Origin of the sequence: Streptomyces sp. MK7 (genome assembly GCF_032658145.1) — a bacterium.
GTDB classification, from domain to species: domain Bacteria; phylum Actinomycetota; class Actinomycetes; order Streptomycetales; family Streptomycetaceae; genus Streptomyces; species Streptomyces spiralis.
This window is the reverse complement of sequence record NZ_JAVACL010000013.1, coordinates 102,236-115,301: the sequence shown is the minus strand read 5'-3', so window position 1 is coordinate 115,301 and position 13,066 is coordinate 102,236. Positions and strand designations below refer to the sequence as shown.

Annotated in this window: 12 protein-coding genes; 7 read left to right on the top strand and 5 right to left on the bottom strand. The window is 74.3% G+C overall.

Annotated elements, in window-relative coordinates:
- Positions 1–176: 176 nt before the first annotated feature.
- The 4 genes from R2S09_RS17265 (at position 177) to R2S09_RS17250 (ending at position 4,353) form a co-directional block, all read left to right on the top strand.
- Positions 177–1,613, top strand: coding sequence for an MFS transporter (locus tag R2S09_RS17265; RefSeq protein WP_316741888.1), 1,437 nt, complete (start codon positions 177–179; stop codon positions 1,611–1,613).
- 620 nt (positions 1,614–2,233) lie between these two features.
- On the top strand, positions 2,234–2,701 hold the full coding sequence (locus R2S09_RS17260) for a DUF2771 domain-containing protein (protein WP_316741887.1): 468 nt from the start codon (positions 2,234–2,236) through the stop codon (positions 2,699–2,701).
- 70 nt (positions 2,702–2,771) lie between these two features.
- Entirely contained in the window at positions 2,772–3,509 is a 738-nt protein-coding gene (locus R2S09_RS17255) for a futalosine hydrolase (protein WP_372337677.1), read from the top strand.
- Entirely contained in the window at positions 3,499–4,353 is an 855-nt protein-coding gene (locus R2S09_RS17250) for a 1,4-dihydroxy-6-naphthoate synthase (protein WP_306186676.1), read from the top strand. Before R2S09_RS17255 ends, R2S09_RS17250 begins: the two co-directional genes overlap by 11 nt.
- A 64-nt stretch (positions 4,354–4,417) precedes the next feature.
- Here the strand turns inward: R2S09_RS17250 and R2S09_RS17245 are convergent, their stop codons facing one another.
- A complete protein-coding gene (locus R2S09_RS17245; protein WP_030165033.1) occupies positions 4,418–4,801 on the bottom strand; it encodes a cold-shock protein in 384 nt (127 codons plus the stop codon).
- 164 nt (positions 4,802–4,965) lie between these two features.
- Here R2S09_RS17245 and R2S09_RS17240 point away from each other — a divergent pair, with 164 nt between their 5' ends.
- Positions 4,966–5,235, top strand: coding sequence for a hypothetical protein (locus tag R2S09_RS17240; protein ID WP_030165032.1), 270 nt, complete (start codon positions 4,966–4,968; stop codon positions 5,233–5,235).
- Here R2S09_RS17240 and R2S09_RS17235 read toward each other — a convergent pair.
- Together R2S09_RS17235 and R2S09_RS17230 are read right to left on the bottom strand one after the other, a co-directional pair.
- Positions 5,193–5,882: a haloacid dehalogenase-like hydrolase gene (locus tag R2S09_RS17235; RefSeq protein WP_316741886.1), complete on the bottom strand. Its 690-nt coding sequence runs from the start codon at positions 5,880–5,882 to the stop codon at positions 5,193–5,195. The two genes, R2S09_RS17240 and R2S09_RS17235, sit on opposite strands and share 43 nt — an antisense overlap.
- Positions 5,883–6,016: 134 nt before the next feature.
- Positions 6,017–7,081 (bottom strand): hypothetical protein, encoded by a 1,065-nt coding sequence (locus tag R2S09_RS17230; protein WP_316741885.1) that lies wholly within the window; start codon positions 7,079–7,081, stop codon positions 6,017–6,019.
- Between the two features lie 153 nt (positions 7,082–7,234).
- On the opposite strand from R2S09_RS17230, the gene R2S09_RS17225 reads away from it, so the two are divergent.
- Positions 7,235–9,859 carry a helicase C-terminal domain-containing protein gene (locus tag R2S09_RS17225; RefSeq protein WP_316741884.1) on the top strand — a complete coding sequence of 875 codons (2,625 nt, stop codon included), beginning with the start codon at positions 7,235–7,237 and terminating at the stop codon, positions 9,857–9,859.
- Between the two features lie 86 nt (positions 9,860–9,945).
- On the top strand, positions 9,946–11,589 hold the full coding sequence (locus R2S09_RS17220; RefSeq protein WP_306186684.1) for a DNA repair helicase XPB: 1,644 nt from the start codon (positions 9,946–9,948) through the stop codon (positions 11,587–11,589).
- On the opposite strand, the gene R2S09_RS17215 is transcribed toward R2S09_RS17220, so the two are convergent.
- Both R2S09_RS17215 and R2S09_RS17210 read right to left on the bottom strand, forming a co-directional pair.
- The gene (locus R2S09_RS17215) at positions 11,555–12,724 is read right to left on the bottom strand and encodes a glycosyltransferase 87 family protein (protein ID WP_316741941.1); all 1,170 of its coding nucleotides are present in this window, start codon (positions 12,722–12,724) and stop codon (positions 11,555–11,557) included. The two genes, R2S09_RS17220 and R2S09_RS17215, sit on opposite strands and share 35 nt — an antisense overlap.
- 32 nt (positions 12,725–12,756) lie before the next feature.
- The gene (locus tag R2S09_RS17210) at positions 12,757–12,951 is read right to left on the bottom strand and encodes a hypothetical protein (protein WP_316741882.1); all 195 of its coding nucleotides are present in this window, start codon (positions 12,949–12,951) and stop codon (positions 12,757–12,759) included.
- Positions 12,952–13,066: the final 115 nt, after the last annotated feature.

The following is a 13,066-nucleotide window of genomic DNA, read 5'->3' as shown; positions in this document are numbered from 1 at the left end:
CCACGGCGCGCTACGCACGCTACCTTCTCGCCGCCGCTGGGCCTACACCGGCGGTTGCCTCGTCATCGGCCGACGAGCGGTTTCCGGGGGCGCGGGGCTGGGCCCGTCGGGGGCCGGTCGACCCGATCCGTGCCGTAATGGCGCTACTTGCGGCCGTCTCGGGGCACTATGACGGGGTGGCAGCCGCGAGGACGCCTCAGGAGACCGCCGGGCTCGGAGAGCCCGAGGGGTTGAACGGGGGCAGCAGCCGGGGCAGTGGTTCGGGCCGGTTCGGCGGGTCCGTCCGCGCGGTCGGCCGTGCCCTGCGCCGTCCGGTCACGGGGATGGTCCGCGGCATCCGCCGGGTCACCCACGCGCACGGCGCGGGCGAGTCCGGGCTGGGCAAGCTGATCGAGCTGCACGCGGTGAACGGCGCCGGGGACGTCATGATCACCGTCGCGCTCGCCTCCACCGTCTTCTTCTCGGTCCCCACCGACGAGGCCCGCGGCCGGGTCGCGCTCTACCTCGCCATCACCATGGCGCCGTTCACGGTGCTCGCGCCGGTGATCGGTCCGCTGCTGGACCGGCTGCCGCACGGCCGGCGCGCCGCGATGGCCGCCGCGATGCTCGCCCGGGCGCTGCTCGCGCTGATCATCGCGGGCGCGGCGGCCAGCGGCAGCCTGGAGCTGTATCCGGCGGCGCTGGGCGTCCTGGTGGCGTCCAAGGCCTACGGGGTGGTCCGGAGCGCGGTCGTGCCACGGCTGCTGCCGCCGCGGTTCTCCCTGGTGAAGGCGAACTCGCGGGTGACGCTCGGCGGGCTGCTCGCCACCGGGGTGGCCGCGCCGGTCGGGGCGGGGCTGCATCTGCTCGGTCCCCGCTGGCCGCTCTACGGCGCCTTTGTGATCTTCGTCGCGGGGACATTCCTGTCCTTCTCCCTGCCGCCGAAGGTCGACTCGGCCAAGGGCGAGGACCGGGCGCTGCTCTCGGCGGACGAGCAGCGCCCGCACGGGCCGCGCCGCAGGCCGCCCAGGCGGCCCGGGCTGCGCACCGTCGGCACGGCCGTCACGCACGCCCTCGCCGCCAACGCCGCCCTGCGCTGCCTGTCCGGCTTCCTGATCTTCTTCCTCGCCTTCCTGCTGCGGGAGCATCCCCTAGCCGGTCAGAGCGCGGCGGTGTCGCTGGGCATAGTGGGGGTCGCGGCGGGAGCGGGCAACGCGCTCGGCACGGCGGTCGGAGCGTGGCTGCGGTCGCGGGCCCCCGAGATCATCGTCGTGACGGTCGTCGCGATCGTGCTGGGCGCGGCGATCGCGGCGGCGGTTCTCTTCGGGGCGTTCCTGGTGATCTGTCTGGCCGCGATCGCCGGGTTCGGGCAAGCGCTGGCCAAGTTGTCGCTGGACGCGCTGATCCAGCGGGACGTGCCGGAGCTGGTGCGCACATCGGCGTTCGCACGCTCCGAGACGCTGCTGCAGATGGCCTGGGTGTTCGGCGGGGCGATCGGCATCGTGCTGCCTCTCAACGGGGTGCTGGGCCTGTCGGTGGGCGCCGCGATCGTCGCCGCCGGCTGGATCCCCACGGTCCGCGGCCTGCTGACCTCGGCCCGCCACAAGGACGCCACCCACCCCAAGCCGACCTGACCACCCGCGGCCCACCCCGCCCCAGGACGACGCCCCGACCACGCACCGCCAGGTGCCCCGCCCCCGCATGGCGCCCGCCCAGGGTGGCCCGACCACGCGCGCCACCCGCCGCAACGCGGTCTGACCGCACGCACCGACCACCGCAAGGCGGCCCGACCGCGGGCACCGCCCGCCGCAAGGCGACCTGACCGCGCGGAGCGCGACGGCACTCCGCCCGCCGGCCGCACGACACCCCCCTCCACACCAGCGGCTGCCGGCACCCGGCCCACCGCGAGGCGGCCCGACCCCGCGCACCACCGCCCCATACCGACCCGACCCCGCGCACCGCCCGCCGCAAGGCGACCTGACCGCGCGGCGGCGCACAACCCAGGACCTGACCGCGCGGCACGCGGTGGCACCGCACCCGCTCGCCGCACCCCGCATGGTCGGCCTCCGGCTTCCGCCCCCGCCACGTGGTCCGGCCCGTATGCCGGCCGCTCCGGGACGGCCCGACCACTCGTGCGCCCACCCGCTCCGGGACAGCCCGAACGTGCGGCCGTGGTGTCGGACGGCCGGTCGGGGCGCGGCACGCCGTACCCCCGCGTGGGCGGGCTGCTGGAGGTGCCCGATAGCCTTCGGCCATGACCTCGCTGCAATCCGCTGTGCGACGCCGCCGCGCCGTCGCCGCCGCCGGTGCCGTATCCGCCGGACTGCTTGCCCTGTCGGCCTGCTCCAAGCCGACGCCGATCGCCACGATCACCGTCGGCGACGACTCGGTGCACTCGGAAGCCACCTGCTACAACGACGGCAAGGCGATCAAGACCGCCGACCTGCCGAAGTGCCTGAAGTCGGACAAGACCATCAAGGTGGACACCGCCGAGACGGTCCGCTTCGGTGTCGACCCCGACATCGCGGAGAAGGGCTGGACCATCCTGATGAACGGTCAGCCGCTGGTCGAGCCCACCAAGAAGACCTACCAGACCATCCCCGGCAGCGTGTTCTTCAACGCCCAGTACGGCGCCAGCGGCAACTCGACGTGGGTGGCCATCGCGGAGGGCGAGAAGGGCACCACCGGCGTGTGGTCCTTCAAGCTGCAGAAGGCCTCCTGACGGGGTCCTGCCCTCGGTGACCTCCGTACGCGTCCTCGTCGCCACCGCCGTCCCGGTCGAACGGGACGCGGTGGCGCAGGCGTTCCCCGGGCCGCCCGCGCGGGAGGTGCCGCTGCCCGGGGCGATGCTGCACCGGCTCGCGGGGCCGGCCGGCTCCGGCCTGTTCGACCTGCTCGCCGCCGGGGTCGGCCCGGCCCTCGCCGCCGCCTCCACCGCCACCGCGCTCACCGCCGCCGCGCTGACCGGTGACCCGTACGATCTCGTCGTCTCCGCCGGTATCGCGGGCGGCTTCGTGCCGGACGCGACCCCCGGGACGGCCCCCGGCACGACGTCCACGGCGTCCGGTACGGCCTCCGGCGCGCCCGTCGGGTCGCTCGTCGTCGCCGACGAGATCACCGCGGCCGACCTGGGCGCCGAGACCGGCGACGGCTTCCTGCCGGTGACCGAGCTCGGCTTCGGCACCGTCACACACCACCCGCCCGAATCACTCGTACGGGCGATCGCGGCCGCGACCGGCGCGGCCGCCGGCACCGTGCTGACCGTCTCGACCGTGACCGGCACCGCGGCCCGCGCCGGCGCCCTGCGCGCCCGTCATCCCCGCGCCCTCGCCGAGGCCATGGAAGGCTTCGGCGTCGCCGAGGCGGCAGCGGCGCACGGCGTGCCCGTGCTGGAGCTGCGCGCGGTATCCAACCCCGTCGGCCCGCGCGACCGCGCCGCCTGGCGGATCGGCGCCGCCCTGACCGCCCTGACCGGGGGCTTCGGGAAGATCGCCCCCGTACTGGAGAGTTGGAACCCCCATGAGCTCTGAGCACCGGCGACTGCAGATCGCCTACTCGCCCTGCCCCAACGACACGTTCGTCTTCGACGCCCTCGCCCACGGCCGCGTCCCGGACGCGCCCGCGCTGGACGTCACGTTCGCCGACATCGACATCACCAACGGCATGGCCGAGCGCGGCGAGTTCGACGTGCTGAAGGTGTCGTACGCCGTGCTGCCCTACGTCCTCGGCGAGTACGCGCTGCTGCCCTGCGGCGGCGCGCTGGGCCGGGGCTGCGGGCCGCTGGTGCTCACCCGCGAGCCGCAGGCCGAGCTGACGGGCCGTACGGTCGCCGTGCCGAGCGAGAAGTCGACGGCGTATCTGCTGTTCCGGCTGTGGGCGGCGGACACCGTCCCCGGCGGGGTCGGTGAGATCGTGGTCATGCCGTTCCACGAGATCATGCCGGCCGTACGGGACGGGAAGGTGGACGCCGGACTGGTGATCCACGAGGCCCGCTTCACGTACCAGAACTACGGCCTGCACAAGCTCGCCGACATGGGCGAGCACTGGGAGGACACCACCGGCCTGCCGATCCCGCTCGGCGCGATCATCGCCAAGCGGTCACTGGGCACCGAGACGCTGACCCGGCTCGCCGACTCGGTCCGGGCGTCCGTGCGCGCCGCCTGGGACGACCCCGAGGCATCCCGGCCGTACGTCATGGAGCACGCCCAGGAGATGGACCCGGCCGTCGCCGACCAGCACATCGGCCTGTACGTCAACGAGTTCACCGCCGGTCTCGGCCCCGACGGCTACGCGGCGATCCGCGGGCTGCTCACCCGCGCCGCGGCCGAGGGACTCCTTCCGGCCCTCGGCCCGGACGCACTCGACTTCCCCTGAGGGCGCCTTCCCCTGAGGGCACATCATCGGGGGGACCGAGGCGGTTCCGGTTCCCCCGAGCGGGTTACACGTCCAACTGGTCGGCGACCGCGCGAAGCAGTCCGGCGACCTTCTTGCCGGAGGCCTTCTCGGGGTAGCGGCCACGCTCCAGGGTCTGGCCGACGCTCTCCAGGAGCGTCGTCAGGTCCTGGACGATGGAGAGCAGCTCGTCCGGCTTCTTTCGCTGGGCGGCCGCGACCGAGGGGGCGGGTTCCAGGACCGTCACCGACAGCGCCTGGTCGCCGCGCTGTCCGGCGACCACGCCGAACTCCACGCGCTGTCCCGGCTTGAGCGTGTCCACTCCGGCGGGCAGGACAGAGGAATGGACGAAGACGTCACCGCCGTCGTCGCGGGAGAGAAAGCCGAAGCCCTTCTCGCTGTTGAACCACTTGACCTTGCCGGTGGGCACGTCTGTCCTCGTCCTCGTACTCGTCGGAAAACTGCTTCGGAAACGGCTCTGGATAACACTGGGGCGGGTCGCGCCCGACCCGCCGGTACCAAGGCTAATGGTCTTCGGGCGGGTGGCAAGACGTCGCCCGGTTGTTCCTTCGAGCTGGGAACTACCCTGGTCCGGTGCGTGACAAAACCCAAACGAATTCCGCCGCGGCCGGTGACGGGCTGATCCGTGCCGGTGCCATCGTGTTCTTCGTCGGTGCGGCGGCCACTCTGGTCACAGTGGCCCCGCTGTTCCTCGGGGCGAGGCCATTTCCCACCTACATGTTCGGACTGAGCATGCTCATGGGCGTCGGCTTCCTGATCGCGGGTGCCGGGGTGCTGCGGTCGATCGCCGCGCAGCGCCGTCAGGCGCGCGGCGGCACCGGGTCCGCGGCCCCGTCGCGGTAGTCGGCACCGGCGCGCGCTTCCTCGGCCGAAAAGCGCGCGTCATAGTCCGAAAACCACTTCGGGAATCCCGTCAGATCGGCGAGGACGACGTCCGCGCCGGCCTCCCGCAGTTCCCGTTCGCCGCACGGCCCGGTGGCCACCGCCACCGACAGGGCACCGGCCGCCCGGGCACCCCGTACGTCGCCCACGTGATCGCCGACGTACACCCGCGCGCCGTACTCGCGCAGCGCCTCGGCCTTCTGTTCCGCCCACAGGTCGCCGATCACGGCGTCCGGATCGATGCCGAGGTGCTCCAGGTGCAGCTTGGCGTTCGGCTCGTACTTGGCGGTGACGACGATCGCCCGCCCGCCTGCCCGCCGTACGGCCGCGACCGCCTCGCGGGCGCCGGGCAGGGCGAGCGCCGGGGCGACGGCGAACGACGGGTACATCTCGCGGTACAGATCGGCCATGGCCTCGACCCGCTCGGCCGGAAACCAGTTGATCAGCTCCTCCGCGAGCGGCGGACCGAGCCGCGTGACCGCCAGGTCGGCGTCGATGTGGGTGCCGGTCCGCTCCGACAGCGCCAGATAGCAGGCACGGATGCCGGGGCGGGAGTCGATGAGGGTCATGTCGAGGTCGAAGCCGACGGTCAGCGGGCGAGAAGTCATATGGGCCATTGTGCCCAGGGGGCATACGGGCGAGACGCCCGGCCCGTGTGACGTACAACCAACTGCCGGCGGGCGGCCGGCACTGCCGGCGGCCGCCCGGCGTGTCAGCGGCCGCCCGGCATGTCAGCGGCCGGTTACCGGCGCTGCCGCTGTGAGCGCCACAGCAGGAACAGCGCCGACAGCACGGCCGCGGCGCGCACCACCCATGGCCAGGTCTGGGCGATCGCGTCGTTCAGGTGGCCCTGGGCGATGGGGGTGCCCCAGCGGTCATTGCTGCGGCCCCACAGCCACAGCAGCCCGGCGGCGAGCGCCAGGCCGGGCAGGCCCATGACGGCCCACTTGGACTCGGCCCGGGTCAGGCGCCGCGAGCCGTAGGCGATGATCCAGCCCAGCAGCAGCGCGAACCAGTTGCCGAGCACGGCGCCGGCCAGCAGCAGCCCGGCGGCGATCAGGAGGAGCGGGTTGCTCCAGCCGCCGGTGCGCCGGGTCAGCAGGGCGAGGCGCCGGCGGCGGGCCGGGGACTCGGGGTCGGCCGTCGCCGCGTCCGCCTCGGCGGCCGGGGCGGCCTCCGCCCGCGCGGGGCCGCCCGGCCGCGCGGACTCCGCCGGCCGGGCGGGGTCCCGCCGCGGCGGGGGCTTGAGCAGGTCCGGGATCTCCACGCCGCCGACGAACCCCGGCACGTCGTCGCCGATCCCGAAGGGGCTGCCGTCCGCGGTCCACCAGTCGGGGCGGTCCGTCGCGCCGCCGAGCTCGGCGGCGGTCGCCAGGTGCGGTGGGGAGACGGCACCGGACGGCGGCGGGCTCGCCGGGGGCCGGGCGGGGCGGGGACGCGGCACGACGCGGCGCAGTCCCTTCGGCCGCTTCTCCTCCTCCTCCTCGGACGCCTCGGGCGCCCCGGTCTCGCGCTGCACGGGTACGGCGGTGGCGGGCGGCGCCTGTGGCGGGCTCGCCGTCCGCGCACGTGTGTCGCCGCTTCCGCCCGCCGCCGCGACGATCTCGTCGGGGCTGCCGAGGCGTTCGAGGATGCGGCGCACGGCCGCGGGGCTGTCCACGGCGGCCTTGGCGCGGCGCCGGTCGATCTCGTTGCGCAGCTCCGAGACCAGCCGCATCCGCGTCGCCGAGGACAGCTGCCGCTGCTGGGCGACGTCCCCGACGCGGCTCAGATACTCGTAGACGACCTGGTCGCTCTCGATCCCCACGGAACCCCTCCGGGGCGGCTGTCCTCGAACCCGTGGGGACGAAGGTACCGCGTGCGCCGGGGTCGTCGTAGCGGCTCGCGGGCGTGCCGCGCCGCCCCGCGCAGGGAACGGAGACGTGCCCCGCCGTCATACCCACCCGCTACCGTGGGTCGGATGAGCAGCGATGAGAAACCGGCGCCGGCCCCCCGCTCGCTCGCGGAGGCGCTTCGCGCGCGCGACGACGCCTCCCTGGCCGCGCTTCTGCGCAGCCGGCCCGACCTCATCACGCCGGTCCCGACGGATCTCACCCAGCTCGCCACCCGCGCCGGGACCCGCGCCTCTGTGGTGCGCGCCCTGGAGCGGCTGGACCGGTTCGCGCTGCAGACCGCGGAGGCGCTGGCGGTGGCCGGCGACCCGGCGACGTACGCGGAGCTGCTCGGCCTGATGGCCGGGGACGCCGGTGATCCGGCCGTCGCTGCCGCCCTGCCCCGCGCCGTCGCCACGCTGCGCGAGCAGGCCCTGGTCTGGGGCGGCGACGACCGGCTGCGCCTGGTGCGCACCGCCCGCGAACTGCTCGCGCCCTCGCCCCAGCACCCGTCGCCGACCGGGCTCGGACCGACCGTGCAGGAGGCGACGGCGGGCATGTCGCCGGGGCGCATCCAGGAGATCCTCACCACCGCGGGGCTGCCCTCGACCCACGACTCGGTCTCCGCCGTGGCCGCGCTGACCGCCCTGTTCACCGACCGCGAGCGGATGGCGACGCTGCTCGCCGAGGTGCCGGCCGACTCCCTCGACGTGCTCGAACGGCTGCTGTGGGGGCCGCCCTACGGCCAGGTCACCGCCGACCCGGCGCCCCGGCTGCGGCTGCTGCTCGACCGGGGTCTGCTGCTGCCCACGGCGCCCGGCACGGTCGTCCTGCCGCGCGAGGTGGCCCTGCATCTGCGCGCGGGCCGCGCGCACCGCGCGCCCGAGCCGCTGCCGCCCGCCGTGGAGGCGGCCGCGACGCACCGTCCACAGGTTGTGGACGCGACGGCGGCCGGCCAGGCGTACACCGCGCTGGCCACCGTCGAGGAGCTGCTCAAGGACTGGGACGAGGGCGGGCCGAACGTGCTGCGCGCGGGCGGCCTGAGCGTGCGCGACCTCAAGCGCACCGCCGTCGCCCTGGACGTCTCCGAGCCGGTGGCCGCCTTCTGGGTGGAGCTCGCCTACGCGGCCGGACTGCTGGCCTCCGACGGGGAGGCGGACGAGCGGTACGCGGCGACCCCGGCCTACGACGAGTGGCTGGACCGGCCCCCCGCCGAGCGCTGGGCCCAGCTGGCGGAGGCCTGGGTGACCGGGACGCGCACGCCGGGCCTGGTCGGCGGACGGGACGCCAAGGACCGCACGCTCTCCGCGCTGGGCCCCGGCCTGGACCGCTCGGCCGCGCCGGAGGTACGGCACCGGGTGCTGACCCTGCTCGCGGGGCTGCCGGAGGGAGCCGCGCCGTCGGCCGAGTCGGTGCTGGCCCGGCTGCGCTGGGAACGCCCGCTGCGCGGCCCGCAGCGCGATCAGGAGCACGACCTGCGCAGCCGGCTCGCCCAGTGGACGCTGTCCGAGGCGGAGCAGCTGGGCGTCACCGGCCGGGGCGCGCTCTGCGCGCACGGGCGTGCGCTGCTGGGCGCACCGCCGGCACCGGCCTCCGCGCGACCTGTTCCCGCGCAACCGGCGGCCGGCCGCAAGACCCCTGCGCAGGAGGCTCCGCCCGTGGGGCGGGGCGGTCCCGGGGACAAGCTGCCCGTCCACAGGCACCACCCGTCCGCCGCGCTCTCCGACCCCCTGGCCGCCAGGGAGCCCCTCTCCCCCGCCGAGCAGGCCACCGCCGCCGCCGCTGCGGCCCGTCTGCTCGCCCCGCTGCTGCCCGCGCCCCTGGACCATGTACTGCTCCAGGCGGATCTGACGGCGGTGGCGCCCGGACCGCTGCAACGCCCGCTGGCCGAGATGCTGGGGGTGCTCGCGGACGTGGAGTCCAAGGGCGGCGCGACCGTGTACCGGTTCACTCCGGCCTCCGTACGCCGTGCCCTGGACGCCGGCCGGACCGCCGCCGATCTGCACGCCTTTCTCGCCGAGCACTCCCGTACGCCGGTGCCGCAGCCGCTGGCCTACCTCATCGACGACGTGGCCCGGCGTCACGGGCATCTGCGCGTCGGGGCCGCCTCGGCGTATGTGCGCTGCGACGACGACGCACTGCTGAACGAGATCCTGGCCGACAAGCGGTCCGCCGGCCTGCATCTGCGCCGCCTCGCGCCGACCCTGCTGGCCACCCAGGCCGACCCGGCCACGCTCCTGGAGGGCCTGCGTGCCATGGGCTACGCCCCGGCCGCCGAGTCGGCGGAGGGCGACGTGCTCATCACCCGGGCCGACTCCTACCGCACCCCGCCGCGCACCGCGCCCGAACCCGTCCCGGAGGGTCCGCCCGCCCCGGACGCCACCCTTCTGTCCGCGGCGATCCGCGCCATCCGGGCGGGCGACCTGGCCTCCACCGCCCCGCGCAAGCCGGCCGCGGACCCGGTGGCGGGCGGCGAGCTGCCCCGCACCGGTGCCGCCGAGACCCTGGCCACCGTGCAGGCCGCCGTGCTCACCGGTGAGGCCCTGTGGATCGGGTACGTCAACGCCGAGGGCGCCGCCAGCCAGCGGGTCATCGCCCCGATCCGGGTCGAGGGCGGCTTCGTGACGGCGTACGACCACACCGCCGACGAGGTGCGGACGTATCCGCTGCACCGGATCACGGGGGTGGCCGAGCTCGCGGACGAGGGGTCCTGACAGCCGCCGTGCGACCGTCGTCACGGCCGTGATCGGCCGCCGGTAGGGCACACTGGACGTTTGGTCACACGGAAAGGGCGCTGCGCGTGAATGGTCCCCTGATCGTCCAGTCGGACAAGACCCTGCTGCTCGAGGTCGACCACGAGCGGGCCGACGACTGCCGTCGCGCCATCGCGCCGTTCGCCGAGCTGGAGCGGGCGCCCGAGCACATCCACACCTACCGGGTCACCCCCCTCGGCCTGTGGAACGCGCGGGCCGCCGGACACGACGCGGAGCAGGTCGTCGACGCGCTGGTGCAGTACAGCCGCTACCCGGTGCCGCACGCGCTGCTCGTCGACATCGCCGAGACGATGGACCGCTACGGCCGCCTGACCCTGACCAAGCACCCCGCGCACGGGCTGGTGCTGTCCACCACCGACCGGCCGGTGCTGGAGGAGGTGCTGAAGTCCAAGCGGATCGCCCCGCTGGTCGGGGCGCGGATCGATCCGGACACCGTGGCCGTGCATCCGTCCGAGCGCGGTCAGATCAAGCAGGTGCTGCTGAAGCTGGGCTGGCCGGCCGAGGACCTGGCGGGCTACGTCGACGGCGAGGCCCACCCGATCGAGCTGCGCGAGGACGGCTGGGCGCTGCGGCCCTACCAGAAGCAGGCCGTGGAGAACTTCTGGCACGGCGGCAGCGGTGTCGTCGTCCTGCCCTGCGGGGCGGGCAAGACGCTGGTCGGCGCCGGGTCGATGGCGCAGGCCAAGTCGACCACCCTGATCCTGGTGACGAACACCGTCTCCGCCCGGCAGTGGAAGCACGAGCTGGTGAAGCGGACCTCGCTGACCGAGGACGAGATCGGCGAGTACAGCGGGACCCGGAAGGAGATCCGGCCCGTCACCATCGCCACGTACCAGGTCCTCACCACCAGGCGGAAGGGCGTCTACCCGCACCTGGAGCTGTTCGACTCCCGGGACTGGGGCCTGATCGTCTACGACGAGGTGCATCTGCTGCCCGCGCCGGTCTTCAAGTTCACCGCCGACCTCCAGGCGCGCCGCCGCCTCGGGCTGACCGCGACGCTCGTCCGGGAGGACGGCCGCGAGTCGGACGTGTTCTCGCTGATCGGGCCGAAGCGGTTCGACGCGCCGTGGAAGGAGATCGAGTCGCAGGGCTACATCGCGCCCGCCGACTGCGTCGAGGTCCGGGTGAACCTGACCGACTCCGAGCGGCTCGCCTACGCCACCGCCGAGACCGAGGAGAAGTACCGCTTCTGCGCGACCACCGACACCAAGCGGAAGGTCACCGAGGCGATCGTCCGCCGCTTCGCCGGGCAGCAGATCCTCGTCATCGGCCAGTACATCGACCAGCTCGACGAGCTGGGCGAGCACCTGAACGCCCCGGTGATCAAGGGTGAGACGTCCAACGCCCAGCGCGAGAAGCTCTTCGACGCCTTCCGCGAGGGGGAGATCAACGTGCTGGTGGTGTCGAAGGTGGCGAACTTCTCCATCGACCTGCCGGAGGCCACGGTCGCCATCCAGGTCTCGGGCACCTTCGGCTCCCGCCAGGAGGAGGCCCAGCGCCTCGGCCGGGTGCTGCGGCCCAAGGCCGACGGCCACCAGGCCCACTTCTACTCGGTGGTCGCCCGCGACACCATCGACCAGGACTTCGCCGCCCACCGCCAGCGCTTCCTGGCCGAACAGGGCTACGCCTACCGGATCATGGACGCGGACGAGCTGCTCGCGGAGAACTGAGCGAACGACTCCTCTCCGGCGGCCCGGCCTCCCGGTGCCTCAGCACGGCCCACGCCAGCAGCGCGCAGGTCAGCAGCGCGTACGGCGCCGCCAGGGGCTGCTGCCACCACCGCAGGTGCAGGTCCCCGTCGCCGGCGCGGGGCACCAGCCACATCGTGCGGGCCGTGAAGCAGAGCACGGTGGCCGCCGCCCAGGCGCGGCGGCCCTCGGCCAGGAGCACGGCGAGCAGCGGGACGCACCACACCCAGTGGTGGGACCAGCTGATCGGCGAGACGAGCAGGGCGGTCAGGCCCGTCAGGACGATGCCCCACCTCTCCCGCTGCTCCCGGCGGGCGGCCCACAGGCCCACGGCACCCGCCACGCACGCCGGGACCAGCCAGGCGGGTCCGGGCGCCGGATCGCGCAGTGCCCGGGCGATCAGTCCCTGGAGGGACTGGTTGTCGATGATCCATGGTTTCCCCACACGGTCGGTGTCGAAGACGAGACGGGTCCAGTACTCGACGCTGGCCGCGGGCAGGACGAGCGCGCCGGCGACGACGGTCGCGGCGTACGCGGCCAGCGCCGTGGCGGCCTCTCGCCGGCGCCCGCGCAGCAGCAGATAGACGACGAAGAGCCCCGGGGTGAGCTTGATCCCGGTCGCCACCCCGATCGCGGCCCCCTTCCCGCGCGCGCCGGGCGGCCGGGTGAGGTCCCACAGGACCAGACAGGCGAGCGCGAGGTTGATCTGCCCGAACACGAAGGTCTGGAAGACCGGTTCCAGCCAGAGGGCGAGGGCCGTGGTGAGGCACAGCAGTGCGGGCCCGGGCCGGCGGCCCGCGAGCCGGGCGGACAGCTGGACGAGCCAGGCGAGCAGGAGCGCGTTGCCCGCGAGGAACGCCAGCTTCAGCTCCGGGGCCGCAAGCCATGCCGTCGGCACGAACAGCAGGGCCGCGAAGGGCGGATACGTGGCCGGCAGCCGCCCCACCGTGATCGTGAAGCCGTACAGGTCACGGCCGTGGACGACGGCCGCGCCCTCGGCCTGGTAGACCAGCGCGTCGGGCATCGGCACGCCCAGGACGGCGAGCAGGACCGCGAGGGCGGCGAAGGAGGCGACAAGCAGGACGAGGGGGGTTGCCGCATGCGACCGGAGGGCCATCGTCCGTTCTGTCACGGAACGACCCTAATAGGTCACTTGTGGCGTATGCCCGCTTCCTCGCCGTACTCCCCGAGGACGATCACCTCGAACGCGGCGCCCGCGAACACCTTGACGGCATGCAGGGCGTCGCCCAGACGGTGGTGACGGCCGAGACGACGGCTGCCCGGAACGGCCGAGCCGCCGGCCGGGCGGGCGGCGGGAGCTGGGTGGATGGTTGCTGCGCTCATGCCTCCATGGTCGATCCCGGGGGATGCGGCAGGCATCACTCCACGGAGCCAACCTCGGAGCCTCCGCCTACCCCTCTGGAGGGACCGCCTCCCCTACACCCGCCGGACGGCGACC

Bases quoted from the DNA above. Each gene is read 5' to 3' on its own strand.
- R2S09_RS17215 (WP_316741941.1), bottom strand. From the start codon at position 12,724: ATGGCCCTCCGGTCGCATGCGGCAACCCCCCTCGTCCTGCTTGTCGCC.
- R2S09_RS17260 (WP_316741887.1), top strand. From the start codon at position 2,234: ATGACCTCGCTGCAATCCGCTGTGCGACGCCGCCGCGCCGTCGCCGCC.
- R2S09_RS17250 (WP_306186676.1), top strand. From the start codon at position 3,499: ATGAGCTCTGAGCACCGGCGACTGCAGATCGCCTACTCGCCCTGCCCC.
- R2S09_RS17235 (WP_316741886.1), bottom strand. From the start codon at position 5,882: ATGACTTCTCGCCCGCTGACCGTCGGCTTCGACCTCGACATGACCCTC.
- R2S09_RS17210 (WP_316741882.1), bottom strand. From the start codon at position 12,951: ATGAGCGCAGCAACCATCCACCCAGCTCCCGCCGCCCGCCCGGCCGGC.
- R2S09_RS17225 (WP_316741884.1), top strand. From the start codon at position 7,235: ATGAGCAGCGATGAGAAACCGGCGCCGGCCCCCCGCTCGCTCGCGGAG.